This window comes from Streptomyces sp. NPDC006872 (assembly GCF_040635845.1).
GTDB lineage: Bacteria > Actinomycetota > Actinomycetes > Streptomycetales > Streptomycetaceae > Streptomyces.
Genome location: NZ_JBEYIL010000027.1, coordinates 1 through 24,881, shown reverse-complemented (window position 1 = coordinate 24,881; position 24,881 = coordinate 1). Strand labels below are relative to the sequence as shown.

At 69.0% G+C, this 24,881-nt stretch carries 23 protein-coding genes; 14 read left to right on the top strand and 9 right to left on the bottom strand.

Annotation, left to right across the window (positions count from 1 at the left end):
* Window positions 1-30 precede the first annotated feature (30 nt).
* Both ABZ725_RS47205 and ABZ725_RS47200 read left to right on the top strand, forming a co-directional pair.
* Window positions 31-1,848 (top strand): SIR2 family protein, encoded by a 1,818-nt coding sequence (locus tag ABZ725_RS47205; protein WP_358808553.1) that lies wholly within the window; start codon window positions 31-33, stop codon window positions 1,846-1,848.
* A 177-nt stretch (window positions 1,849-2,025) separates the two neighbouring features.
* On the top strand, window positions 2,026-3,555 hold the full coding sequence (locus ABZ725_RS47200; protein WP_358808552.1) for a hypothetical protein: 1,530 nt from the start codon (window positions 2,026-2,028) through the stop codon (window positions 3,553-3,555).
* Here ABZ725_RS47200 and ABZ725_RS47195 read toward each other — a convergent pair.
* The gene (locus ABZ725_RS47195; protein ID WP_358808551.1) at window positions 3,541-4,539 is read right to left on the bottom strand and encodes a hypothetical protein; all 999 of its coding nucleotides are present in this window, start codon (window positions 4,537-4,539) and stop codon (window positions 3,541-3,543) included. The genes ABZ725_RS47200 and ABZ725_RS47195 overlap by 15 nt on opposite strands.
* 341 nt (window positions 4,540-4,880) lie before the next feature.
* Here ABZ725_RS47195 and ABZ725_RS47190 point away from each other — a divergent pair, with 341 nt between their 5' ends.
* Together ABZ725_RS47190 and ABZ725_RS47185 are read left to right on the top strand one after the other, a co-directional pair.
* Window positions 4,881-5,576 (top strand): sigma-70 family RNA polymerase sigma factor, encoded by a 696-nt coding sequence (locus ABZ725_RS47190; protein WP_358808550.1) that lies wholly within the window; start codon window positions 4,881-4,883, stop codon window positions 5,574-5,576.
* Window positions 5,577-6,148: 572 nt separating this feature from the next.
* Window positions 6,149-6,706, top strand: coding sequence for a hypothetical protein (locus ABZ725_RS47185; RefSeq protein WP_358808549.1), 558 nt, complete (start codon window positions 6,149-6,151; stop codon window positions 6,704-6,706).
* 108 nt (window positions 6,707-6,814) lie between these two features.
* Here the strand turns inward: ABZ725_RS47185 and ABZ725_RS47180 are convergent, their stop codons facing one another.
* Window positions 6,815-7,372, bottom strand: a complete 558-nt coding sequence (locus tag ABZ725_RS47180) for an XRE family transcriptional regulator (protein WP_358808548.1) — start codon at window positions 7,370-7,372, stop codon at window positions 6,815-6,817.
* Between the two features lie 6 nt (window positions 7,373-7,378).
* Window positions 7,379-9,610 carry a helix-turn-helix transcriptional regulator gene (locus ABZ725_RS47175; RefSeq protein ID WP_358808547.1) on the bottom strand — a complete coding sequence of 744 codons (2,232 nt, stop codon included), beginning with the start codon at window positions 9,608-9,610 and terminating at the stop codon, window positions 7,379-7,381.
* Window positions 9,611-9,808: 198 nt separating this feature from the next.
* Here ABZ725_RS47175 and ABZ725_RS47170 point away from each other — a divergent pair, with 198 nt between their 5' ends.
* Together ABZ725_RS47170 and ABZ725_RS47165 are read left to right on the top strand one after the other, a co-directional pair.
* Complete coding sequence (locus ABZ725_RS47170; RefSeq protein WP_358808546.1) at window positions 9,809-10,240, top strand: DUF4357 domain-containing protein; 432 nt, start codon at window positions 9,809-9,811, stop codon at window positions 10,238-10,240.
* A gap of 140 nt (window positions 10,241-10,380) precedes the next feature.
* Complete coding sequence (locus tag ABZ725_RS47165; RefSeq protein ID WP_358808545.1) at window positions 10,381-12,189, top strand: zeta toxin family protein; 1,809 nt, start codon at window positions 10,381-10,383, stop codon at window positions 12,187-12,189.
* On the opposite strand, the gene ABZ725_RS47160 is transcribed toward ABZ725_RS47165, so the two are convergent.
* A complete protein-coding gene (locus tag ABZ725_RS47160) occupies window positions 12,156-12,431 on the bottom strand; it encodes a hypothetical protein (RefSeq protein ID WP_358808544.1) in 276 nt (91 codons plus the stop codon). The genes ABZ725_RS47165 and ABZ725_RS47160 overlap by 34 nt on opposite strands.
* A 54-nt stretch (window positions 12,432-12,485) precedes the next feature.
* Complete coding sequence (locus tag ABZ725_RS47155; RefSeq protein ID WP_358808543.1) at window positions 12,486-13,394, bottom strand: ETEC_3214 domain-containing protein; 909 nt, start codon at window positions 13,392-13,394, stop codon at window positions 12,486-12,488.
* A gap of 122 nt (window positions 13,395-13,516) precedes the next feature.
* Here ABZ725_RS47155 and ABZ725_RS47150 point away from each other — a divergent pair, with 122 nt between their 5' ends.
* Window positions 13,517-16,207 carry an ATP/GTP-binding protein gene (locus ABZ725_RS47150; RefSeq protein ID WP_358808622.1) on the top strand — a complete coding sequence of 897 codons (2,691 nt, stop codon included), beginning with the start codon at window positions 13,517-13,519 and terminating at the stop codon, window positions 16,205-16,207.
* A 200-nt stretch (window positions 16,208-16,407) separates the two neighbouring features.
* Here ABZ725_RS47150 and ABZ725_RS47145 read toward each other — a convergent pair whose 3' ends face one another.
* Window positions 16,408-16,776 (bottom strand): hypothetical protein, encoded by a 369-nt coding sequence (locus ABZ725_RS47145; protein WP_358808621.1) that lies wholly within the window; start codon window positions 16,774-16,776, stop codon window positions 16,408-16,410.
* A gap of 8 nt (window positions 16,777-16,784) precedes the next feature.
* Complete coding sequence (locus ABZ725_RS47140; RefSeq protein ID WP_358808542.1) at window positions 16,785-17,042, bottom strand: hypothetical protein; 258 nt, start codon at window positions 17,040-17,042, stop codon at window positions 16,785-16,787.
* A 559-nt stretch (window positions 17,043-17,601) separates the two neighbouring features.
* On the opposite strand from ABZ725_RS47140, the gene ABZ725_RS47135 reads away from it, so the two are divergent.
* The 3 genes from ABZ725_RS47135 to ABZ725_RS47125 are packed head-to-tail and all read left to right on the top strand — an operon-like array spanning window position 17,602 to window position 19,164.
* The gene (locus ABZ725_RS47135; protein ID WP_358808541.1) at window positions 17,602-17,799 is read left to right on the top strand and encodes a hypothetical protein; all 198 of its coding nucleotides are present in this window, start codon (window positions 17,602-17,604) and stop codon (window positions 17,797-17,799) included.
* Window positions 17,796-18,446 carry a sigma factor-like helix-turn-helix DNA-binding protein gene (locus ABZ725_RS47130; RefSeq protein WP_358808540.1) on the top strand — a complete coding sequence of 217 codons (651 nt, stop codon included), beginning with the start codon at window positions 17,796-17,798 and terminating at the stop codon, window positions 18,444-18,446. The genes ABZ725_RS47135 and ABZ725_RS47130 overlap by 4 nt, the downstream gene beginning before the upstream one ends.
* Before the next feature lie 7 nt (window positions 18,447-18,453).
* A complete protein-coding gene (locus ABZ725_RS47125) occupies window positions 18,454-19,164 on the top strand; it encodes a hypothetical protein (RefSeq protein WP_358808539.1) in 711 nt (236 codons plus the stop codon).
* 55 nt (window positions 19,165-19,219) lie between these two features.
* Here ABZ725_RS47125 and ABZ725_RS47120 read toward each other — a convergent pair whose 3' ends face one another.
* Window positions 19,220-19,810, bottom strand: a complete 591-nt coding sequence (locus ABZ725_RS47120; RefSeq protein WP_358808538.1) for a DUF6417 family protein — start codon at window positions 19,808-19,810, stop codon at window positions 19,220-19,222.
* A 220-nt stretch (window positions 19,811-20,030) separates the two neighbouring features.
* Between ABZ725_RS47120 and ABZ725_RS47115 the strand changes: the two genes are divergently transcribed.
* The 3 genes from ABZ725_RS47115 (at window position 20,031) to ABZ725_RS47105 (ending at window position 22,782) form a co-directional block, all read left to right on the top strand.
* Entirely contained in the window at window positions 20,031-20,729 is a 699-nt protein-coding gene (locus ABZ725_RS47115; RefSeq protein WP_358808537.1) for an HNH endonuclease family protein, read from the top strand.
* Between the two features lie 86 nt (window positions 20,730-20,815).
* Entirely contained in the window at window positions 20,816-21,151 is a 336-nt protein-coding gene (locus ABZ725_RS47110; RefSeq protein ID WP_358808536.1) for a hypothetical protein, read from the top strand.
* 371 nt (window positions 21,152-21,522) lie between these two features.
* The gene (locus ABZ725_RS47105; RefSeq protein WP_358808535.1) at window positions 21,523-22,782 is read left to right on the top strand and encodes a hypothetical protein; all 1,260 of its coding nucleotides are present in this window, start codon (window positions 21,523-21,525) and stop codon (window positions 22,780-22,782) included.
* A 213-nt stretch (window positions 22,783-22,995) separates the two neighbouring features.
* Here the strand turns inward: ABZ725_RS47105 and ABZ725_RS47100 are convergent, their stop codons facing one another.
* Entirely contained in the window at window positions 22,996-23,160 is a 165-nt protein-coding gene (locus ABZ725_RS47100) for a hypothetical protein (protein ID WP_358808534.1), read from the bottom strand.
* A gap of 699 nt (window positions 23,161-23,859) precedes the next feature.
* Here ABZ725_RS47100 and ABZ725_RS47095 point away from each other — a divergent pair.
* A complete protein-coding gene (locus ABZ725_RS47095) occupies window positions 23,860-24,690 on the top strand; it encodes a hypothetical protein (protein ID WP_358808533.1) in 831 nt (276 codons plus the stop codon).
* Window positions 24,691-24,881: the final 191 nt, after the last annotated feature.

The following is a 24,881-nucleotide window of genomic DNA, read 5'->3' as shown; positions in this document are numbered from 1 at the left end:
CTGGAGGCGGGGTGTCCGTTGGAAGGAGAGGTGGCCGTGGTGACGAATCAGGCCGCAGGGCAGGGCAACGCAACGGTGCCGGGTGCCGGTGGCGTGCTCGATCCCCGAATGTCCCTGGCCCTGAACGTCCACACGTGCCCTGGGGTGTACGCGGTGCTGCTGGGTGCCGGCATTTCCATGGCGTCCGGCATCAAGACAGGTTGGGGCATCGTTCAGGACCTCGTCAGCAAGGTCGCGGTCCTGCACGACCCGGACAGGCCCGACGCCGGTGCTGAAGCCGCGGCCGATCCGGAGGACTGGTGGCAGGAGCAGTTCGGCGAGGAGTTGGGCTACTCGCGCCTGCTGGCCGAGGCCGCGCCCACATCGGCGGCCCGGCAGGGCCTGCTCGCTGGCTACTTCGAACCCGAGAACGTCGAGGACACCGGTAAGGAGCCCACCGCGGCGCACCGGGCGATTGCCCGGCTGGTGAAGAGGGGGAACATCAGGGTCATCCTGACCACCAACTTCGACCGCCTCATGGAACGCGCCCTGGAGGAGGTCGGCATCTCCCCCCACGTAGTCCGCGACCACATGATCGACAGCATGAAGCCCCTCGTGCACAGCCAGATCACGATCATCAAGCTGCACGGCGACTACGCCGATCTGGAGCAGCGCAACACCGTGGACGAACTGGAGGAGTACCCCAGCGCGCAGCAAGCTCTACTGGAACGCGTGCTGGACGAGTACGGGCTGATCGTGTGCGGCTGGTCAGCCGACTGGGACAAGGCACTGGTCAAGGCAGTAGAAGGGACCCGTTCTCGGCGCTACCCGATGTACTGGGGACAGTTCGGTCGGATGAGCGAGCCCGCCCAGCGGCTGGTCGCGCAGCACTCCGCCGCCGTCATCGACGGCGTGACCGCGGACGATCTCTTCACCGACCTCGAACACAGGGTGGAAGCACTGGACCGGATGACCGTCGCCCCGGTAACCCGGGACACGGCCGTCGCCCAGCTCAAGCGCTTCCTCCCCGATCCGGTCAGGCGCATCGAGATCCGTGACCTGATCGAACAAAGCGTCTCCCTCATCGTCAGCAACGCTGGCCAGGACCGGTATCCACTGACCGGCAACGTCTTCGCGCAGAGCATCCGCCGCTACCGCGCCGACTGCGACACTCTGTTGCACCTGCTGGCCAACGGCGTCTTCCACGACGACGGCACCTACAACGAACTGTGGCAGCGCGTCGTCGAGCGACTGAACCGGCTACGGAACCGCAATATCAACGGCCACACCGAGGATCTTGAGAGGCTGCGGCAGTACCCTGCGCTGCTCGCCACTTTCACCATGGGCATCACGGCAGTTCTCAGCCGCCGCGAGGAATTCCTTGCCCGCATCCTCACCCAGCCGCTGTGGACGCCACCCTTCTCCAGCAACCAGCGCCAGACCCCAGCCGTTTATCTCAACCCGCTGCGCATCCTGTACGGATCGATCAATGAAGTCTGCAGTCCTGAGGGCGGCGGCAGTTACTACTACCCGCAGAGCCACTGGATCCGCGACGAACTGCGCGAGCCGTTTCTCCCCGTGGAACCGGACGACGACGCTTATCAGGCGGCTTTCCACCGCTTCGAGTTCCTCGCCTCGCTGATTGCCATGGACAGCGAGCAGGAGTTCCACGCGAACCCGTGGTCCGGCGAGTTCCTGCTTGAAAACTGGTGGGGGTACGACGACGTCGGGCTGGCCCCGGACATCGCGCGGGAGATCAACGAATCCTGGCCGCTCCTGCAGGCCGGCGCCTTCGGTGGGGAGGTCCAACGGGCTGAGAAGGCGTTGGAGGCTCTCGTGGAGTTCCGTTCCAGGAACCCCCGTTGGTGACTTCAGCGATCTCTCCGTGACGGGCAGATCAGCGACTGCGGCGGCCCCTCATCGGGTCCGCCGCAGTCCATATCAGTTTCTGCACGGCTTCGACCGTGGCTTCCAGTCGGACGGCTGAGATTCTGAGGCAGGGAAAATGCTGCCTGCTCAGCGGGCCGGCGCGGGAGAATCGTGTGTATGGTCCGTTCGTCCAAGTTCCCTGTCTCCGACCGCGAGTACATCCAGCGGGTCCGCCGTCACCCGCCTAGTTCCCTGCTGCCGCTGATCGCGCAGGTGAGCTCGCTACTGCCGACGAAGGTCGACTGGCAACAGGACTGGGTGACGCTGAACCGGCATCCGAGCGTCAAGGGGCTGTATCGGCCGTGGGCTTTTGCCGACGCCGCATGGGTGTCACTGACCCGGGGGAACGAGCATCGGCAGCGGCTGGCGGCCGTGGATGACCTGGAGGAGATCCTCGCCCAGTACGTGGCGCTGGACGACCTCTACCGGCACCTGCCGGTCGGTGATCGGCTGGCGGGGTACCTGCTGCGGGTGGCCGGGCAGCAGTTCACCTGGCAGGAGGACGACTTCTCCGAGCTCGCTCGTAGCCTGGCCCTGCTGGTCCAGACGGAGCCGACGAAACCGCTGAAGGCTCTTGCCGACGGCTGGGAGCGGGACCTGCTGGGCTGCCCTCTGTCGGACTACGTGGGGCTGGGGCAGCTGCTGTTCACGGTGGCGATCCACCGGCAGGGCCGGTTCAACCTGGACTGGGTGCCCGAGAACGAGCTCGCCGTGTTCAAGGAGCTCACGACTCGCGCCGCAGTGGAGGCGGTGCTCGAACGGCACTTCGCCACGGGGGCAGAGGAGGAACGCGCCCGTGCTGCCGCAGGACTGATCTCTTCCGACCCGCTGATGCGGCGGTACACGCCCAACCCGCTGCGCTCCAGGCCCCTGGTGCGGGGCTTCGGGTGCGACTACCTGATCCCGGTGACTGCCGCCGTGCTGGGCAAGGTCAGCCCGATGGGCCTGTACTACACGGGGATGGAGCACTACGGCAGGGGCAGCAAAGCGTTCGAGCAGTTTGCAGGTGATCTGGGCGAGCTGTTCGAGCAGTACGTGGGCCAGCATCTGCGGCTGCTCCCCGATGCCGAGGTCCATCACGAGATCGTCTACGACAAGGACAACAGGAAGAGCGTCGACTGGATCGTGGTCCTGCCCGGCCTCGTGCTGCTGCTGGACGCCAAGTCGGCCCGGCCCACCGCAGGCCTGCGGCTCGGACCGCAGCAGACGTTCGGCGAAGAGCTGAACCAGAAGCTGGGCAAGGCCATCGAGAAGCAGATCCCGAACACCGCGAAGCTCATCCGGGACCGGCACCCCAAGTTCTCCCACATTCCCCACGATCGGCCGATGTTCGGAATCGTGATGACGATGGAGCCCTACCACCTGGTCAACACCCCCGAGTTCCGGCACGTCCTGCCGACCACGGACGTGCCCACGGTGGTGGCCTCGGCAAGTGAACTGGAGGACGCTGTCGTCGCGACGGCCCCCAGCCTGGAGGAGGCGATCCTGGCCCGGATCGAGCAGCCACCGCCCGCCGGATGGTCCCTGCGGGCTCTCGCCGACGGACGGCCCGTCATCAATCCGATTTTGGACGAGGCATGGGCGCTCTACCCATGTGGCGCCGAGCACGCCACTCCCCCTGACGGCGGGGCTTCAGCGGAGCCTTGAACGAGCGGCCCGATCGGCCGGACCGGGTGTGCGACACAAGCACGACACCGTCCCAGGGCTGTTCTTCATCTCCGCCGCGCGCTCCCGCGACCTGCCGGACGTCATCGGCCGGCGCTCGGCAGGCGCCAGCGGGGTAACCCCGGCGCGGGGCTGGGCGTCGGACAGAACGTCGCGTCCCGATGCGGATACGCGTGTGGGGCCCCGCACCGACGCAGCAGCGCGGTGCGGGGCCCCTCGGTGTTCGACGGCTAGATGACCTCGAGATCCTGTTCCAGCTGCCCGCAGCGAGATCGACTGGCCGCTCGTGGCGGCTTCGCTGCGCACCCAGTTGCGGAGGGGGACGCTTGCGTAGTCCCGGTGGTGTACGCGGGCGGCGTGATCGCGGCCGTCGGTGTTGAGCAGCTGCTGGAGATAGTCGGCGAAGGCGCGGGAGCCCCCGCCACCGGACTTCGGCCCGGTGCCGTAGCCGTTCGATTCCAGCATGGGCAGGACCGCCAGCACGTCGTCCCGGGTCCGTGCCCAGAACGGGGCACCGTGTTCGACGACGACGGACTCCACGGCGTCGTCGGCGCGCAGGGCCAGGGGCGCGTAGGTGGTGTAGGTCCACCGGCCGGTGTTGCCGCCGATGGTACGAAAGTGCTGGCCGACGACGGGCAGCCCGAACGCCGGGTCGACCCAGCTGAGGTAGCACGTGCAGCCCTCGCCCGCCGGCAGCGAGGGGCTGGCCTTGTCCTCGTCCACGCACGGGTGAAACAGCCGAGGGATCTCTCCGTTGTCCACGAGCGTGGTGTGCAGGGCGTTCGGCGCGCACGGCTGGAGCCTGCCCAGCCACTCCTTCACGTACGGGGACTCCCGCTCGATGGACGCGATGCCGTTCCACGCCGCCCCGACGATGCCGTACTCCGGCTCGGTGTAGAGGACGAACTGGGCGTGGCCCGCGGTGGGGTCGTAGACGGGCTTTAAGCCACGCGGCTGATAGCTCAACTTGCCTAGATTTCCCGTGTGTTGGGGGAGGGAATGCACTGGTCGGACTCGATCGACGGTGCCCCCAGTGGGGCGCCGCCCGGCTAGAGCACGGTCGACCAGGACCGAGAGGGAGTGACGCAGGTCACAAGAATTGCCTGCCTTTCCGTCTAACGCGGAGCGCTCCGGATTCCACAAAAAGGACGGAGAGGTGCGTCCCCGAGCCCGCTCCACCGTCCCCCCTTGATCACCGTGGAGCATCGCGGATGCATGAGAACAACAGTGCCCAGCAGCGGGCCAAGGTCATCGAGCCACGTACGGCTCCCGACGCTGAGCCGCTGCCGCGGACCGACCTAGAACTGATGGATCTGGAGGACCCCGAGGAGCCCGCTCCACAGAAGCCGGAGCCGTCGGCCCAGAAGTACGAGAAGTTCGAGGACCTGCCCGAGGACGTACAGGCCGCGTTCATCGCTGTGGTTGACCGCCGAGAGGAGTTGCACCGCTTCTTCGACTGGCGAGCAGCCCTCTCCCGGCACGACGCGGAAGAGGAGACCTGCGAGGTGTACCAGACGCTCCTCACCAAGCTGATGGACGGGACGACCGTGGACAACCAGCGGGCGTACGCCTTCGGCATTGCGAAGAACAGGGTTCTGCAGATCTGGAAGCGGAGGAAAGCCAAGATCCAGCAGTTCCTCGCCGACAACATGGAGCTCTTCGACGACCGGGTGACGGTGCTTCGGTGGGAGGGATTCAACGACTCTCTGCACTTCAAGGAGCTGTTCGAGCAGTGCACCCAGACGCTCTCGCCGTACCAGAGCATGGTTCTCTACCTGCGTGAAATCCGGGATCTCCCCTACAAAGCGATCAGTGAACTGCTTGATGACCAGGACGTGAGTGCGCTGCGGAACTGCCGCAACCAGGCGCTCAAGAAGATCCACGCCGATGTCATAGCGCTCGCCGATCTGCGTCTGGCGGCCCGCTTCTCGTCATACAACGAGATGGACACCCGGAAGAAGCCCAAGAAGCCACCGGTGAAGCGCACCAAGCCGCAGGAGTAGAGCCCGTCTCGAGTCCTCGATGCCCGTGCTGCCGGGGCAGCGAGGACTCCGGTCGGGATCTACCTCCAGTTGGCGCTGGAATCCCGAGTCCACACGCACTCCACGACAAGGAACTCGATCATCATGAGTTTGCACTCAATAGCGCGCCGGCCAAAGCGCAGCCGCCGCGACGAGGCGTATCTCCGAAGTGTCCTCAACCAGGCCGGAGTGCCCCACGGCAGGGGCGTGCAGGCAAAGGTCCTGTGCGCCCTCGGAACCATCGTTCAGTACCTGCAGCGCCTGCTCGACTCCCAGAAGGGCGAGCCGCGCAGGCGCTTCACCGCCGTGGGCATCGGAGTCCTCAGCACCCTCGGGGCTATCCTCTCCGTGCTCTGGAACCAGCTCGTCCTCGGATGCACCTTCGTGGCCATAAACCTCGTGAACTTCTTGCCGTCAGGCCTCAGTTCCGGCCGCACGCCTCACCCATCTAACGGAAGCAACGGGAGCGGCCACTAACAGGACAGGCCGGCGAACATCGCCCGCCCTCCGGGTCCCGGGGGGCGGGCGTCGCCACACCCAAGGAGAACGCACCCATGAGCGGCGCCCTCACCCGCGCGATGGACACCCTGGACCAGTACGCCCTCGCGTCGGACCAGGTGACGAGGACCGGCACAGTGATCGCGGCCGGGGTGAACTCCACCACGACCGTTGTACTCGCCGTGGCCGGACTGCTGGTGACCATCGGGCTCGCCGTCATCGGCTGGATCATCTTCGGTAAGCGCCGCACCGAGGACCGTACGGCCAACGTGGCCAACGACGACCTCAACGCGCTCATCGGGCACCTGCGCGACGCGGATGTGGAGACCCGCCGTCTTCAGGCCCTGCCCCGTCCGGCGGGCAACGACGACTTCCAGGAGCTCATCCGGCTCATCCCCTACCTGGAGAGCCACAGCGCGCAGTGCACCGCGCCTCTGTCGCTCCTCGTCTGCGACGTCGTCCAGGACGTGAAGAGCCTCATCGGCCTGCCCGTCGACAACAGCATCCCGTTCGGCGAGTACGGCCTTCGCGTCCAGCAGCAGACCCGCGCGGTCGACAAGCTCCTGGCATCGATTGACAAGGCACTCACCAGCGCACGGCAGATGCGCAACTGACGCTGCACATCGGACCTTGACCACGAAGCCCCGATGAACACACGGCAACGGGCCTTGATCCGGTACATGGATCAGGGCCCGCCCCCGTGGTACGGACATCTCAGCGCACTACAGCTCGATCTGGATGTGCTCCACGTCGGTGAACTCCACGCCCAGGCCGGCCGCCCGGGTGTTGTTGTTCCGGAAGTACATCTCAGCGAGGCCTTCGGCTGCGATGCGCTGGAGCTGCTGTTCGCCGGCACCGGCGTCGCGGGCTTCGAAGAGTCGGTCCGCCCAGCGCGGCGGCAGGGCCTGGGTGATGTCGCGGATCCGGGCGTCGTCGGTCGTGCCCGGCGCTGCGGTGAACCCGAACCGCGCGCGGGTGGAGACGACCAGGCCGCCCGTGGACGCGGCCTGCTTCTTGGCCTTCGCCCGGATCTGCGGCTGCCACCGCTTCTTGACCTCGCGCTCTATGCGGTCTCGCAGGTCGCGGCGGGGCCGCTTGAACTTGCCCGCGACGTACCGCTCCACGGTTCGCTGGGACACCCCGAGCGCCTGCGCGGCGGCCTTGGTGCCCTTGAGCTGCTTGACCAGGTACTTCATCTGTGCCTGGGCGCTCTGCGGGATGCGGCGGGTGAACGCCCCTTCCAGCGCCTGGTCCAGGCTGTCCCCGAGCGAGTCGGTCATGGTCGGCTACTCCCCTTCTCCGGCGGTCGGGTCGTTCTTGATGAGGTTGGACAGGTTGAACACTGCGCCGGCTTCCTCGAACTGGGCTTCCGCCCACAGGACGGTCTGGGTGCCCTGGTGCTTGACCATCCCTGGCGAGACCCCGAGCCGGAACGTGCCCGGCACCGGCTTGCCCTCGTCCGTGTACGGCAGCACGTCCAGCGGGGACGGGCCCGGGGAGGGGTAGACGATGGCGTCGGTGCCGATCGCGACCGGGTATAGGTCGGCCGCGGCGGCGGTCTTCATCAGCTTGCGGTGGATGCCGACCCGTTGGCTCGCGAGCACGGCGGCCCGGATGTCCGGGCGCCACGTCTCCCGCTTGAGTGCCGGCCACGGTTCGTAGTACGGCACCTGACCCCGGTTGCGCTGACGCAGTTTGCCGATGCCGCCCTTCGCGGTCGCCTTGATCGCCTTCGCGAGCAGCGCCATGGTCGGGTCGGTGCTCTTGGAGCGGGCCATCGCCTCGAGGAAATCGCTCCCGCCCATCGCGGTGGCGACCCCGAGGTCGGCCATCACCGTCACGTACGCGTCGCGCAGCCGGTTGTACCAAGGGTCCAGGTAGCGGCCGGAGTGGAGCCGCACGTACGCCTCGATCGGCGCGACCTCGAAGCCGAGCTCCACGGCGTACGCGACGGTGGGGGTGGCGTACCAGGCCGGGCCGGTCGGGCGGTCGCCCTTCGGCGTGAACGGGCTGGGGAGCCGGTCGGCGTCGACGGTGCGCCCGTTGATCTGCACGCGGGAGAGGTCGACGTGGGAGAGGTCGACCAGCCACGAGCCGGGCAGCTTCGGGTCGAACGCCGGGTTGCCGGTCAGGCGGGTGGGGCCGTCCAGGCCGACGGTGAGGCCGTTGGCGGCTGCCGCGAACGACATGTTGATGTCGACGGCGACCAGGTACGGATTCCGGCACTCGTCATCGGTCAGCGGCCGGCACCAGTCGTACGGCTCCTCCATCAGCATTTCTGCCGGGGTCCGCATGTGGTGGCGCTCGAACTTCCCCTTGAGGATCGGGTGCTCGTCCGGGACTTCGCACTCCACGACGTCGTACACCGCGGTGAGCGCGTCAGCGTTGAACGTGCGCTCGAAGTTCCCGGTGTCCTCGTTCTTCTCCGCACGGGTCGGCGGGCGCAGTGCGGTCATCAGCTCCAGGCCGGTGGTCGAGGCGGTGCCGCGCGGTGTGATCACCAGCTGCGCGTACGTGCCGAGATACCGTGCGAGGTCGGCGGGGTGCATGGACGGGATCTGCGGGTTGTCCTTGTGATCCCACTCCCGTGCGTCCAGGGCGTTCCACGAGGGGATGCACACCTGGACGCAGCGGCGCCGGGAGCCCTCTGGGTCCCGGTAGATCCGCGCCCACGGCCCGAACCCGAGCTGGGTGAGCTGGAGTTCGGCCTTCTTGATCTGCTTGACCACCTTGTGACTGTCCGGGAGCCGGCCCGCACGCCGCTCCTCATCTGACAGTACGGCGGGCAAGCCGTAGCGCTTCAGCGCTGCCGGGGTGAGGACCAGGACGGGATCGGCGTCACGGCCGTTGCGGTGCAGCCGGGCCTGACCGAGCCTTGCCTCGGCAAGCGTCCAGTCGACCAGGGCCGGGAGGGACTTGGCGGGCACGTCCAGGACTAGGCCGCCGACGCAGTACGCGAGGACCTGGCCGCCGGCGTCGACGTCGACGACCGCGAGCGGACCGTTGGCGAAGCGCGGGTCGGCACTGGCCGGGGCGGCCTTCCGCGCGGCCGTGCGACGCGACGTCGTCGACGGGCTGGCGGCGCGGGCCGGACGTGGCGCGGCGGCCGGAGCGGGCTCGAGGGTGGGACGGGGCTGGGTGTTCTGGTCAGTCGTCGTGACCGCACCCTCGGAGACCGGGCCTGTGGACACGGTCCGCGCTTCCGCAGCCGGGGCGGGAGCGTTCGCGAACCTCTCCGGGATGGTCGTGTCCTCAGCGGGCGCCGCAGGGTCGGGGGCGGCGGGGTAGAGCTTCGCGAGTTGCGTGAGCATCCGCGCGTACGCGTCGCGTTCCGGCGGCCGCGGCTCCGTCTTGCCGGACTCCCAACCGCTGACGGTCGCCCGCCGCACGTCCAGGGCGGCCGCGACCTCATCCAGGGTCAGGCCGTGCGCCGCGCGCAGTCGCTTGCGCTCCACCGGCGGCGGCAGCGGAGACCGGGACGCGACCAGTGCGTCGATCCGGTCGAACAACTCGGACATGGAACACCTCCTGTTCCTCAAGGATAGCGTGAACCGTACGGATCGCGTACCAAAAACGTACGGATCGCGCACCTACCTCTTGAGGTAAGTTCTCCTGGATCGCTGGAAGCAGAAGCTAAAGTAAGTCTCCTGTGTAGCATATGATCGAAGTCAAGCGAGTGGTTCGGGCTGGCCGGACCATCGTCGACGGGAGGCCGTATGCCTACGCTCAGCATCAACTTCGATCCAGCCGTCATCGCGCACCTGATGAGCGCGAGCGGCGATGACACCGTCCACGTCACGCTCACTCTCGGCACTGGGGCCCCCACGGCATCACCGGTGGCCAATCCGGTGACCCCCCACGGCCCGCTCGCAGATCTCATGAGGGCGGACCTGCTGAAGGCGGGCACAGTCCTCAGGTTCCATCAGCGCCGGGCCAACCGGTCCGGGCGGGCCGTAGTCACGCCCGACGGCCAGCTGGTCGTGGACGGCCACGCCACTCCGTTCCCTTCGCCGTCCAAGGCGGCGGAGGCCGTGACCGGCAACGTGATCAACGGATGGACGCTGTGGCATGTGGAGGATGACAGGCCCGGGCCCGGGCCCACGCTCGACGCCCTGCGCCGCGAGCTGGAGTCGCACAACGCGCAGTAGCCGCTGTCCCGGCGGGGGTACGAAGGCTGCCCCCGCCGGTTTGTGAAACGCATCCTGGAGATGCAGGAACTCAAGCCGACCGGGTGCTGGAGAGCAGGGCCGCCGAGGTGGCCAACCGGATGGCAGAAAGGAACACAGGCTTGGCCACGCTGTCCGAGCAGGAGAGCTTCGACGTGCTGCATCGGGTGATCCTCCCGGCCGTAACACAGGGAGCCGTCGCACAAGCCCAACCAGTCGTCGTCATCATCGCCGGGCAGCCCGGGGCCGGAAAGACCGAGATCGCTGACCTCGTGCAGGCTGTCCTGGACCGCCGCGGCGGCGCTGTGCGGGTCGGTCGGGACCTGTACAAGCCTCTCCACCGTCACTACAGCAATGCCCTGGCAGCCGACGTCCGTACGGCCGGAGCCCTGGTGCGCACCGACACCGCGCGGTGGCAGGCCGCCGTCGAAGCCCACGTCCGCGAGATGGGCTTCGACGCCGTAGTGGAGTCGGCCCTCGCCGCCCCGGGCGACTTCCGTGCGTCCTCCCTCGCCTACCGGGCCGCAGGTCACCGGATCGAGGTGGTGGCCCTGGCCACCGCAGAGGCCCACAGCCAGCTCGGCATCGTCGATCGCTTCCTCACCAAGACCGCCAACGGCGGTGGCCGGTATGTGTCGTGGGAGAACCACGACACCTGTGCGAAGAACCTGCCCGCCACGCTGGCCGTCCTCGAGACCGAGCAGCTCGCCGACCGCGTCACCGTCGTACGCCGCGACGGCACCGTGCTGTACGCCAACGAGCTCACCTCCGAGGAAGGTTGGCTGTCTCGTACGGCTGCGGATCGGGTCGTGCGGGGGGAGCGGGCGCGGCCGTGGAGCGCGTCCGAGACGTCCGTCTTCCGCCGCGACCTGGCCCGCACCGACCGGCGGGTGCACGCCGAACTCACCGACGAGGACCGCATGTTGGCCGTACAGCGCGACAGCGAGCGTGCTGCCGCCTGGTCCGAGCCGGTCCGCCGCACCGCGCAGCCCACCGCCGCGCCGCCCGGGGTCGCCTACCACCGGCTGTCGGCCGCAGAACACGCGTGGATCTTCGACGAGCTGATCACGCCGACGGTGCTGGCGAACGTCGTGCCCCGGGACGATCCGCGCGCCGTGTACGTGATCGGGCAGCCAGGGGCGGGCAAGACCGAGACCACCCGGCTGGTGCGCCGCGCTCTGCGGCCTGGTGCCACCCGGCTGACCGGCGACGACTTCAAGGCCGCGCACCCGGACTACCGGCAGCTGCTGCAGCAGGACCCGCGCGGCGCCGGCACCGCGATCCGCACCGACTACAAGGCGTGGTTCACCCGCGCGAAAGAGTTCGTCTGCGAGCGCCGCGGCGATCTGCTCATCGAGGCCGCCCCCGGCAGCGCCGACGACATCCTCGGCAGCGCTCTCTCCTGCTCCCGGGCTGGCTACGCGGTGGAGCTGGTGGTGCTGGCCGTACGAGAGGCGGACAGTCGCTTGTTCACCGCTCTGCGCTACGCCCGCGCCCTGCAGGCGGGCATCCCTGGACGGTTCACCACGGCGGCAGGGCATGACCGCTGCTACCAGGCCGTCGCTGACCTCACGGTGGCCGCCGAAACCCACCCCGCCATCACCGCCGTGACGGTGATCCGCCGCGACGGCGCCGCCCTGCTGCGCCACGAGCAGCCCGCCACACCCGGCCGGGCCTCCTGGGCGCTGGCCGCCGAACGCCAGCGCCCCTACACCGACCAGGAGGCCGCCCGCTTCCTCCGCCTCCACCAGGGACTGCGTAGGGCGCTCCCCCAGCACCGTGCCGAACTGGATGCCATCGCCGCCCTGGCCCGCCCGCTGATGCCGGCCCACCTGCAGCCTTCCCGGATCGGCGTGTCCCGCCATCCCGTACGGCTGCTGCCCGTGCCGCGGACCGGCTACGACTCCAGCTGCCTCAGCCGCGCCGCGTAGAGCTCAGCGAGACGGTCCTCTTCCTCCGGGTCGGCGTCCTCCAGGCGCTGGAGGTCCTGGTAGGCGGCGGTTCGGTCGGCGGTCAGCTGGGCGATCCGCTCGCCGTCGGGCAGTGGTGCCCGACGCTCGGCAGCGATCTTCTCGGTGTACCAAGCCACGACGGCCTGCACGATGTCGACCGCCTGCTGGGCCTCGCCCTCCTCCAGGCCGGAGAAGTCGGGCTCATCTGGTGTGCCGGGCATGACAGAACCTCCTTTGATCTTGACTGGGAGGCATTCTCTCGCCCTGCTTCACCGTCACTGGCCTTGCGGGGACCGCTGCTTCTTCTCCCAGCTACGGTGGTTCAGGTTCCAGCGCCATGCCCTGATACGCCGGTGGGCGCGGCCGATCCGGCTGTCGAGGACGTGGTACTCGGGGTCGGCCAGGCGGACTAGGTCCTGGTCTATGCCCAGGGAGAGGCCGAAGAAGGTGCCTTCCTGGATCTCCTCGTACAGGGCGATGCCGCTGACGACGACCGTGTTGATCGGTGTGCTCGCCCGGTACGCCTTGCGTCGGTCGGGCAAAAGCAGGGTGTGGGAGAGGTCCGAGGGGTCGAACCAGTCGTCGGCGGCAGGGAAAGCGTTGTAGCCGAAGTCGTTGACTCCGACGTACCACGAGCGGTAGCCGCCGAGGTTGCCGAAGTAGTGTTCCTCGAAGTAACCGAACCGGCGGTTGCCGAGCCAGGCCCGATGGATGACGGCGCTGTCGGCGAGAGCCGCGAAGGGGCTCTTCCCCAGCCGGATCCGCGTCTCGTGGACCCGTATCCAGGGCCGGAACCACCAGCTGGTCGTGGTGATCCCGTACATGACCACGACCTCGTCCTCGCACCAGGTGACCAGGTAGCAGAGTTTCGACAGAGGCCAGGTCCGGACGGTGACCTCGACCTTCCGGTCCTCGTCGTCGGCGTCTTCGGGCTCGTTCGGAGCGACTCGTGTGCAGTGCTTCGTCGACTGCCACGTCGGTTCCCCGAGCAGGGATGCGACGTAGTCATGCCGAACGCCTGGGGTGATCTTGCGGAGGCGGGTGGTGACGTAGCGGCGGCGGCCGATGGTGCGGCGCCATCCCTCGGTCAGCGTCTTGGTGAGGGTCCAGCTGGCGACCAGTACTCCCGCCAGCTGCCAGAGGTTGAGGCTGGTGCTGTACCAAGGCTCGGGATCGGGCTTCATCGCTGAAGGATGCCGTACGACCCGGCGAGCCGCAGGCGTCTGCCCCGGGCGGGCGGCCTCCCCAACAGGAGTGCGGCGGGCATAGGTTGGAACCCACAATTGATCATCTTTCGGGGGTGGGTGTGGCAGGCCGGGATCTGAGGGCCCTGTTCAGTACGAACGACCTCAGCGTGCAGGCTGACGAGGCGTTCACGAACCGGTCCTCGCAGTGGGAGGCGGTCGCGGCCGCGCTCACCGAGCACCTCCAGCGCCTCGCCGCTCCTGGCTTCGACCCGGAGGACCTCGAGGCGCCCCGTGCCAACGTGCTCGTCTTCCACGGCGTGGGCGGCATCGGCAAGACAACCCTGTCCAGGACGCTGGAGGCGGCGCTCGCCGACGCCGGACGCCGCCCCTCCCAGTGGGGCGCACCGGGCTGGCCGGCCGACCGGATCCTGCCTGTACGGATCGACCTCGCCCGCTCCGCCGGCACCGACTTCGAGCAGCTCATGCTGACGATCAGGGCCGCCCTCACCCGGATCGGACGCCCTCTGCCCGCCTTCGACCTGGCTCTGCGCCGCTACTGGGAGGCCAACCACCCCGGCGAGCCGCTGGAGGAGTACCTGCGGCGCGGGGGCCTCGCCTCCCGTTTCGGGCAGGCACTGCCCCAGCAGATGCAATCTGCTCTGGCGGACGTCGCCCAGACCCTACTGCTGCCCGGCACCGTCGGATCGGCCGTCGGCCAAGTCACCGGTGCCCTCGTCAGCGCGCTGCGCGAGCGGCGGCAGACCGTACGCGCCCTGGCTGCCTGTGCCCGGCTGGCCGACCTCCTGGACGCCGAACCCGACCTGGACGCCCTCTCCTACTACCCTCACCTGCTGGCCTTCGAGATTGCCCGCCTCCCCGCGGACAAGCGGGTCACACCGGTCATCCTGCTCGACACCTTCGAGGACGCAGGCGACCGCACCCATCGCGAACTGGAACGCCTCGTGCAGCGCGTCGTGTGGCTGATGCCGAATGCCTTCTGGGTGATCACCGGCCGATCCCGTCTCCAGTGGGCCGAACCGGCCCTGCACGGTCAGCTCGACTACATCGGCCCCACCGCCTGGCCCGGCCTCGCCGCTCCAGCCCCGCCTCTCCTCCCGGGCAGCCTCACCCCGCCGGCTGCCCTCTCATCAGCCGGGCGGCAGGTCCTGGTCGGCGACTTCTCCCCCGAGGACTGCGACGACTACCTCGCCCGCCGCCTCGCCCGCGACGGCCGGCCCCTGATCAGCGAGCCCGTGCGCGCCGTAATCACCGCCCGAAGCCACGGCCTGCCCCTCTACCTGGACCTGTCGGTGATGCGGTTCCTGGAGATCCAGCGCTCCGGACGCACCCCACAGCCCGGCGACTTCGACCACGACTTCCCCGCCCTGATCGCACGCACCCTCTCCGACCTCACGCCATCCGAACGGCATGTCCTGCGCTCGGTCAGCCTCCTGGACGCCTTCGACCTCACCCTCGCCACCCAGGCCGCCGGCCTCACCCACGAAGCACCGGCCCAACGTTTGCTGGAGCGGCCCTTCGTCCACGACAACCCCTTCGGACTGTGGCCCTTCCACCTGCACGCACTGATCCGTTCCACCCTCCGCAACGCCGCCGACCAGGCCGACGACCGCTGGTCACCCCGCGACTGGCACACCGCCGCGCAGCGCGCCTTCACCGCCCTCGGCGCCCAGCTCGCCGCCGCCCCTGCCCCCGACCGGCGGCTCCTCGTGGGCTGCCTGCGCCAGGCCCTGCCCCTCGCCCGAGACTTCCAACTCGAGCTGGACTGGCTCACAGCCGCCGCCTGGAGCTACGTCAGCGACTCCGTATGGGAACCCCTGGCCCCACCCGCCCGCCAGGAGCAGGCCGCCATTCTCCAGACCCCCGCCGACGCTCTGACCGAACTCCTCAACACCCTCGCTCGCCGCCAGCACGAACACCGCGCCCGCACCGTCGACCGCCTCACCACCGTCATCGACACCCAGCTGCTGCCCGGCGAACTGCACGACATGGCCGTCTACTACCGGGCCAAGGCCGACCGTGATGTCGGCCGCTCCGCCGCCTCCCGGCACGGCATGCAATACGTCGCCGACCGCGGAGGCCGTCTCGCCCCCGCCGCCGGACGCGGCCTGGCCCATCTCGCCCGCCTCGCCGGCGACTTCCCCACCGCCCTGGCCACCGCCAGCACCCTGGGCTGGGACGGCCGCCACCACCGCGTCGAAGGCGACATCTGGTGGCCCCACGGCGACATGCCACGCGCCGCCGCCGCGTACGCAGCCGCCCGAACCGACGCCGAACAGCACGGCATCGCAGGCGAACGCGCCACATCCCAGGCCCAGCGCGCCTTCGCCCTCGCCTTCGCCGACCCCTCCGCAGCAGCCTACGAAATCGACCTCGCCCACCAGCTGCTGACCGGCCTCACCCGGCGCGTCACCACCGCCACCGTCCAGCTTGCCGAACTCATCCGCGACGCCGGCACCGACCAGCGGGTCGAAGACCGCGCCGAAGTCCTGCGCACCGAGATCCGCCTGGCCGGCGTCACGGTCGCCGAGCCCATCCTCGAACTCGCCCTCGCCTTCCACCACGCCGTCCGCGACAGCCCTGACGGGCTCACGCAGTGCATCAGCCGCCTTGAGCACCTCACCCGCGACGGCGACTACACCTACTACACCGACATCGCCCACTTCATGGCCGACCGACCGCTCCCCCACCCGTCTTCTGCGCAGTGGATCGACGGTCAGGCCGCCGTACGCAGCCGCTGGAGCAGCCTGATCACCGACCGCCGCTCCCGCACCCTCCCCACAGCGCCATAGCGCCGATGGGTCGGGAGGTCATGGGGCGCGAACCACGAGAACTGTGCAGGCGCCCCGGGCGCCGCTCCTCCCGTGGATCGTCGCCGAACAATCAGCCAGTGCGGCACGCCCTGGTCACCTGCCGCGATCACCTGCGCGGGGGCGCTTCGTCACGCACCCGTGGCCCTGCCGCACGGCAGGGCTCGTTCCTGTGCGGCGGGTCACGGCGTGAGGTCCAGTACCCGGACCGGTTCCCCGGCCCACCGCTGGGGGGCAGTGGTGGCGATGATGGCGCCGTCGGGACGGTCAGGGGTGGGCTGCGCCGCGTACTGGCTGTGCGCGGCGGCCCATGTCTCCTGCCGTGCGACCGCCAGGGCGGCGGCCAGGTCCAGATCGAGGACCGTGATGCCGGGAAGCGAGGCCAGGTGCTCGGCCGTACCGGGGCGTGCGCGGTCGGCTTCGACCAGCGCGCACGCCGGGGCGTACAAGAACCAGCCCGCTTCGGCGTGCGCGCGGTGGATCAGACGGGACGCGAGGACGTTGCCCCCGCCGGCTGCGGCCATCGCGGTGTCGTCCAGGACGATGTGCATTGCGTCGCTCACTGGCCGGCCGCCTGGGCCAGGCGCCGGTCCAGTTCGCTGTCCAGGTCTCGCTGTTCAGCAGCGGTCGGCGCGTAGCCGTTCCAGTCTTTGAGCGCAGCCAGGGCCTTCTCGGCCCGCTCGGCCCGCTCGGCCGGAGTCAGCAGCGTCTCTGCGAGACGGGCCAGATATGCGCGCAGCGACAGCCCTTCAGCGGCAGCTATGGCGGCCAGGCGGTCCTTGGCTTCTTCAGGGATGCGGACATTGGCATCGGACATGGTTGTGCTCCTTCCCATCCAACAAGGGTACGGGTACGTACCCGTACCCGCTATGGAACGGGCCAGCCTGTCTGCCGTATCGCAGTCGTGAGCGGTGCACGGCTGGCTGGAAGCGCCAGTCCGTCCGTGGTGACTTCGCTTGCAGACCTGGTCAAGTCGGCTCGCGGAAGCGCTTTCGGGAGGTCGGGGGCGCATTGGAGTGCACGCCGTAGGCGGTCAAACGTGATCTGGAGCACATCGCGAAATTGACCGTGCAATTGCAGGTTCGCGCAAACGGCGTTCAGATTCCTTCGTTTCGCGCGGACGGCCTGCTGGGCGGGGATGGCGAGGCGTGGGCGCGGGGTGGCGAGGCATGGCGCTGCACGTCAGCAAATGCAGTAGCGCCCTCATGGTAAGCGGAAAGTTACCTTCCGTTAGAAAGATGTGTTCGGAGGCCTGCACGTTTACCCGTACCGGTGGGCTTATCTGTTCCCCGGAGCAACGGTGCTCTAGGCGCCTGCCCGCCCGACGGGGGACGGAGCGGTCATGCCGCCGTCTGAAACGAAGGAAAACAGCCACTGTGAACTACGACGTAGTCAGCCTGGTGCTGGCCTTCGCCGCTGCGGCGCGTTCGTTCGCGCCCGACGTGTGGTTCTTAGTGCGGCGCCTGCTCGGCGCCGGAGTCCGCATCGGGGCTTCCACCCTGATCGAACAACAGCCCCACTCCCCTGCCTCCCCGCCCAACACGGCGTCCCTGGACGACGGAGGCCGCCGATGACCAGCCAGCCACCCGACCCGGCCGGACACACGACCCACAACCTCGCCGCCTTCATGCCCGCCGAGTTCTGGGAATTCCAGGCCCGCTACGACCGCGCCTGGCTGGAGTACAGCCGCATCCACCTCGGCAGCGCGGCCGCGGCCCGCCGGCTGGTCGACGGCACCTTTCTCTACCTGGCCACGATCTGGTTCCGCCTGGAGGCGATGCCCAACCCCGGCGCCCATGCCTGGGCACTGTTCAAACAGCGTGTCCACGGCGAGCTCGAGGCACAGGGGCGCAGCCCGGCCACCACGGAGACCCTGGCCTTCGCGCGCGCCCTGCGCGCCGCCTCCGAGCCCCTCCTCAATTCCTTCCGCGCTTCCTTCCACGCCGAATACGGCCCGGAGATAGCCGAACTCGAGGAAGGCATGGGCCTGTACCGGCAGATGACGAAGCTGAGCGAGCGGCAGTTCGACGTCCTCATCCTGCGCGACGCCCTCGGCTTCGACACCAAGGAGACCGCCCTGATCATGGGCATCCAGGAAGCGACCGTCCGCTCCACTCGCCGCACCGCCAAGCACCGCCTGGCCGCCGCCATGGGTTTCCAGTTCGATGAAACCGCCGACATCCCCGACACCGACGTCACGGACGACACCGACAAGGAGTGACCCACCCATGACCCGCGCCCCGCGCAGCATCGACGAGGCCCTACGCCGTGCCCGCGTCTTCCAAGGCGAATACACCGCCGCCGACCTGGCCAGCGCGCGGCACCGCCTCGCCCGCCACCTGCACGAGCTGCGCTGGGTGCAGTTCCTCAGCATCACACCGTCCGGCACCCGAGCTCACCAGCTCCCGGGGACCCTGCACGAACAGGCCGCGCACGACCTGCGCACCCTGTGCCGCGGCGCCGTCCACCACCACGGCGCCGCCCGCCACATCGCCGCCTTCGACACCGCCCGCGACCCCGACGGCGCCCTCACCTTCGCCTGCCTGCTCTACCTCGCCGACCAGGAAGAAGGAGCCCAGTTCTGGTGGCACTACGCCGCAGGCGCCGGCAGCGCCACCGCGGCCCTGGGCCTGTACCTGCTCCACCTGCGTCAGGGCGACATGCGCGACGCCCAGCACTGGGCCGGCCAGATCCACCGCCTCAACCGCCTGGACTGGAACCCCTACACACCGGTGCCCCACCACGCCGACACCAGCGCCGACCCCTCCCCCGGCCCCAGCGTCCACTACACCCTCCCCGTCTCGGGCCCCGTCGTCTGCGAACACGCGGTCAAGGACGCGATCGACGAACTCGAAGCCCCCCACAGCGGACTCCTGGGACCTGTCCCCCAGCCCATCCCCGCCCTCGCCGACCACTGGGACGAACTCGTCAGTACATGACCCACCAACTTGGACCGAGCTCCAGGATCTGAGCAACGTACTCTGCCCAGTGCTTTCACGAGATGACAGCCGCCCTGGTCCCCTCCGAGTCCGGGACGTACAGAACGCCGTAGTCACGGCCGAAGCGGTTGGCCTCCGCCACGGACCCGGTCAGCCGGTGCAGCCAGAACCCGTAAGCCACCGACTCCATCTGCGCGGGCGTCAGATGCAGCCGCCACCGCCTCGCACCACGGTCGTGCACGGCAGCGCGGACCTGCCCGGAAAGCCCTGCCTCCGGAGGCGACTTCAACTGGCCGGCCAGGCCCACGAACAGCCGCAGCGCCGCCATCTGCGACGGCGCAAGCTCCACCAACTGCTGTCCCGGCTCCGGCGCGCACGGGGTCGGGGCCGGCCGGACGCCTGCGTAGGCGAGCAGGTCGTGCCCGGCGGCCGTCAGGCGCACCGCCCACCGCACCGGCCGGCCCTCCCACGCCGACAGCTCCGCACGCGTCTCCCGGCCGGCCGTCTCCACCAGCCCCTTCCTTGCCAGAACCCGCACACTGCGCTGCGTCGACGGCGCGGCAGCGTCCAGCACCCAGCCGTGCTCGGCTTTCACCTCAAACGCCCACACCGCTTTGAGGGCCTCGAATGCCCCGTCTGCCTGCACCCCGCCACCCCATGCCCGAAATCGCCCGGCCGCCCGGCCGTACGTCCGACAAGAGGCTGCCGTATCACCGGAAGAACACCGGCTGTTCGCCGCCGCTCTCATGCGATCGTGTGATTTGCCCGCCGTGCGGGTGAACCCAGGCACGAACGGCTGCGACGCCGCCGACGTGACCGCTACGAAGATCACAACCCGTTCGTGATCTTCGAGAGGACCCCTTTTCGTGCGCCTTCCCCGCACCGCCAGCGCGACGGCCGCCTCGCTGGCCGCGCTCACCACTCTGCTCGCCCCCACCGCCGCCCACGCCGTCTCCTCCGGCCCGGCACCGCAGCGGAACGCCCCCGGTGACACGATCACCCTGCCGGCCCGCGACGCCCTGGCCGCGCTCACCGTCCAGGACGAAGACCGCACCGGCTACAGCCGCACCCTGTTCCGCCACTGGATCGACGCCGACCGCGACGGCTGCAGCACCAGGGCCGAGGTCCTCCTCGAGGAAGCCGTCACCGCCCCGGAACAAGGCCCCAACTGCGCGCTGAGCGGCGGCGCCTGGTACTCGCCGTACGACGACACCGCCTTCACCCAGGCCCGCGCCCTCGACATCGACCACCTGGTCCCCCTCGCCGAGTCCTGGGACTCCGGCGCCTCCGCCTGGACCCCCGCAGAACGTCAGGCCTACGCCAACGACCTCGACGACCCCCGCGCCCTGATCGCGGTCTCCGCCGCCAGCAACCGCTCCAAGTCGGACCAGGACCCGGCCACCTGGCAGCCGCCCGCGGAGGGCTACCGCTGCACGTACGCCACCGACTGGATCGCCGTCAAAACCCGATGGGACCTCGCTGTCGACCTCGCCGAACAGGCCGCGCTCACCCAAGTCCTCGATGGCTGCCCGGACACGGTCATCGAGGTCATCCGGGCACGGTGACACTCTCCAGCAGACGGCCCGAGCGCAGCCGGTGATCTTTTCCACCCGGGAAGCGTTGGACGTGCGTGAAGCTGTCGCCGAAAGCCATGCCCGGAATAGAGCAGTACGCCGAGACGGCTGCCGAGAACGCCTGCCATCTCGCCGACGCCACAGCGCCGGAGAGCTGGAGCTCGGCGGCCGCGGACGACGCTCTGGACGCGATCGACACCCTCGCCGGGGCGCTGTCCGCGCTCGGGCCGGACGTCGCGGCGGCCCTCGCACCGGTGATGGCCGCCACCGCCGACGCACGTCGGCAGCTCGGACTGGCCGACGACGAAGAGACGGCGGCCACGGTGGAGGCGTCGGGCCGAGGGCGTTCCGCACAGCGGTCCCGGCGGCGCGGGCTGGGGCCCGGGTTCAAAGGGATCCGTACGGGCGGCTGACCAGCGGCAGCCAAGGTCGTTTCCCTCATCTGCGACGCCGACCGTGACGACGCGGACATCGACGACCGTGCCCATGTTTTGCGCGCCGACATCCTCACGACGGGTCTGACGTACGGCGAGCTCACCCTGGACCTCGCCCTCGCCTTCCACCACGTCGTCCGCGGCGCGCCCCCGCCGCGTTGAAGCCTCTGCCTCGTCAGGTCGGCGTACTGGCTGGCGCGCGCGTACGAGAGGCGCGCGGGAGGGCGCGAATAGGGCTGTTTCGTGCCCGGGAGAGTGATCTCACCGGATTCGAGTGGGGCGGGGGTGTACGCCTCGGGACGATGGCTGTGTTCGGCATGATCGCCGCGACACGAAGGAGCCGTCGAAGTATGTCCAAGCCTGTCGTCAATATCTGGGGTACCCCTCCGGGGTCTGAGCGCGCCGCCGTGCAGCCCGCCCCCTGGGACACCAAGTGGGATCTCCGCACCGTGACCACCAGCGGAACCGCCTGGGTCTTCTACAGCTCACCCGGCCAGACGGCCGTCAAGCGGCCGGTGATCCTTGCCGACGGCTTCGCTCCGGAAGGAACCGACGTCGACAACCTGTACGACGGCTTGGAGAGGGGGGACTACCCGTTCGCCTCCAAGCTGCGCGAGGCCGGCTTCGACCTCATTCTGCTGGGCTTCGCCGACCGCACCGCGTCCGTCCTCGACAATGCCGAGGTCGCGATCCAGTGCATCATGCAGACGATCGTCGAACGCGAGGGCGATGCCCCGCTGACGGTGGGCGGCTTCAGCATGGGAGGGCTGGTCACCCGCTACGCCCTGGCCAAGATGGAACGCCAGCGGATGCAGCACGAGGTCTCCACCTACCTCTCCTACGACACCCCGCACCGCGGCGCGTGGCTGCCCCTGGGAGTCCAGGCGTTCGCCCACTACGTGAAGGCCCACTGGGGAGGCGAGGGCAAGCCGCTCTACAACCTCTACTCCGACCTGATCAACAGCCCCGCCGCACGCCAGATGCTGCGCTGGCACCTCGCAACCGGAACCGACACCACTCTCGACGTCGCCGCCGGCCAGGACAAGGCACGGACCGAGTTCCTCGACGCACTGGAGCGGATGGGCGACTGGCCCCAGATCCCCCGCCTGCTCGGCGTCGCCAACGGAACGGGCACCGGCGCCGGAAACAACATCCCCGCCGGCAGCCCCGCGATGGACGCCCCCGGACCGAAGGTGGGCGCGCAGCTGCTTACCCAGGGCGAGGGACGCAAGACCGTCGCTGAGATGCAGAAGCCGGGCCAGGACGAGGTCTCGATCAACACCACCGGCTTCCCCGAACTCGACGGCGCTCCCGGCGGTCTCTTCCCCGAGCTCCTGGGCGGCGCCTCCAACTTCGGCGTGGCCGCGATGCTGGCCAACCTCATCAACATCCCCAACGAGGCGGAACTCGCGTACAACGCCTCCTGCTTCGTCCCCACCATCAGCTCCGTCGCGGTCGCCGACATCGACAACCACGACGCCCTCTACCGCAAGATCGACGCCGAGCACAGCGACCTCCACGACTTCCGCTGCGCCACCGCCAACGAAGGCCACACCGTCATGACCCGAGAACTCGGCGAGTGGATCGTGACCAAGCTCAAGGACGCGTAACCACCAGCCAGGACGCGCATACGCAGCCTGAAGGGGTCTGCGGCCTGACGGCCGCAGGCCCCTTCAGTGCACCGACGCCGCCGCAGTAGATTCCCGTGGTCATGTGTTGCGACGATCACTGGAGCCCGCCCTGCAGCAAGGGCACGGTCAGCGAGCAAGCCGAGCGGCTGGAGCCGCGCGAGCCAGAGGCTGGCGACTGAACGGGTGCTGCCCTCAGTCAGCAGCGCGCGGTTCGTCGTCCAGATGGGCCATGGCGTAGCCGTGTTCGTCGGGATGACGGGCCAGGCGTGCCATCACCCACACGGTCCGGGCGTCCATCCCCTCACCGAAGTCGGCGGCCAGGCGCCGTGCCTGCCGCGTCGCGCGCGGGGCGAGCACCCACCGTACGAGCGGGAACCGGACCCTTCCGGTGCCAGCCGTCGTTCGGCCTGCTCTATTGGGGGCTTCCTCGGAAGGGGCATCGGAAGTGTTCGGGGCGGGCACGGTCGCGAGTCTGGTGTCAGCTTTGGTCGCTGTGGCGGCCATCGAGCCGGAGATCACCGAAACGGGCGGCGCCGCAGGGCCTCGATTGACGAACGCGTCCTTGCGCTCACCTGTCCCCTCCGGGCTTGAGGTACAGCATCCGTCCGAGTGAACCGTGACGGTGTCATCCGTCCTGGCCCGCTCATCTGCTGGATGATGGTCGGGCATGGCCCTAGGCGGGCCACGTTCCGACCGCCGCCCGATCCGGCGTACCGGAACGCAAGGAGCGTGGCATTGCACCGGCCTGCACCACAGAGATCACCCACAGCGTCTCGTCAGTGTTCGTTGACGTGCCGGGATCGGGCCGAGGCGCGTCAGGAAGGCACTGCCGTGAGCCGTCGCTCTTCATGGGAGTCCCGCCGGCTCCGCTACTGGGCCGAGTGCAGCGGGCAGTCGCGTCGCACCGGTCTGCGGACCAGCCACCCTGCTCCATCGGCATCACCGGCGCAGGCGCTGCTGGAGAGCTACGTCCTCGAGCAACTCGGCACTCCCCCAAGCTTGTGCGCGCACCCGTTCGGCATCGCCTCGGTGACCAGTTCCCGCACGTCTCTCACCATGAGTCTTGATGCCTACGTGGGCCAGGAGAAGTACTCCTTCCCCGAGCACTGCCTGAGCCGGCTGCTGCCCGCAGCCCCCGCACCTGGCAGCGGAGACGAACCGCACGGTATCCCCGGCCTGCGCGTCAGCAGCATCGATGCCCGCGGCCGAGAGATGCGGCTGCACATGGTGGAAGACCGCGGACAAGCAGCGACTCTCGTGCTCGCTTTTCCTCGTGGGCTGCCAGAGGGTTGGGAGGAAGTCGAACGCCGGCACCGGCACTGGTGCGAAGGCAACGGCCTTCGACCGCTGTGGAAATCCCCGGGACTCGATCCCGTGGAATCCGCCTACATCAATGCCTTTTCCAGTCTTGAACGGTCACGGTCCAGGAGGGCCGCGGTGGGAAGCGCCTTGCTACGGCGTATCGCTCTCTTCCACACCGTCACCGCCTTCTACCGTGTCCAGTGCTGGGACGACGGCGACAGCTGGAAGATCGACGCCCGCACCGCCCATCCCCTCGCCATCTGGCACGACCAGCTCCTGCAGAGGCTGTGCCACCCGCGATGGGGCCTGCCTGTGCAGGTGTCTCACCGGTTCTGCCACTGCGCTGAACCGGACTCCCCCTATCAGTGGGGGCACACCTGCTCTTTCTACTTTGGTGATCGCGACACCCGCGAGGACGACCCTGTCTATCTGCGGGTCCACGCAAGCCCTGAGGGACGCGACTACGACCGGCAGATTGAGACCCTGCGCCAGGTCGGAGCACCAGAAGCCTGGATGGCCCGGGCCTTCCCTCAGCGCGCGATCCGGCACCACGAGCAGCACTTCCAGGAGGAACAACTGCGGTGACGGCACGTCCGCGTCACCGCCCGAGAGAAGGCGGCCCGCACGCCTGGACCAGCCCTGCCGTCGGCGGCGGAAGCCATGACCGTCGAAGCGTTGCTCAGAGGTCGTTTTCTCCCATTGTTTTACCCCTGGATGTGTACTTGATCCTGTTATGCCGGGTCGCGCCAGGAGATGGTGGCTTCGCCGGTGAGGCG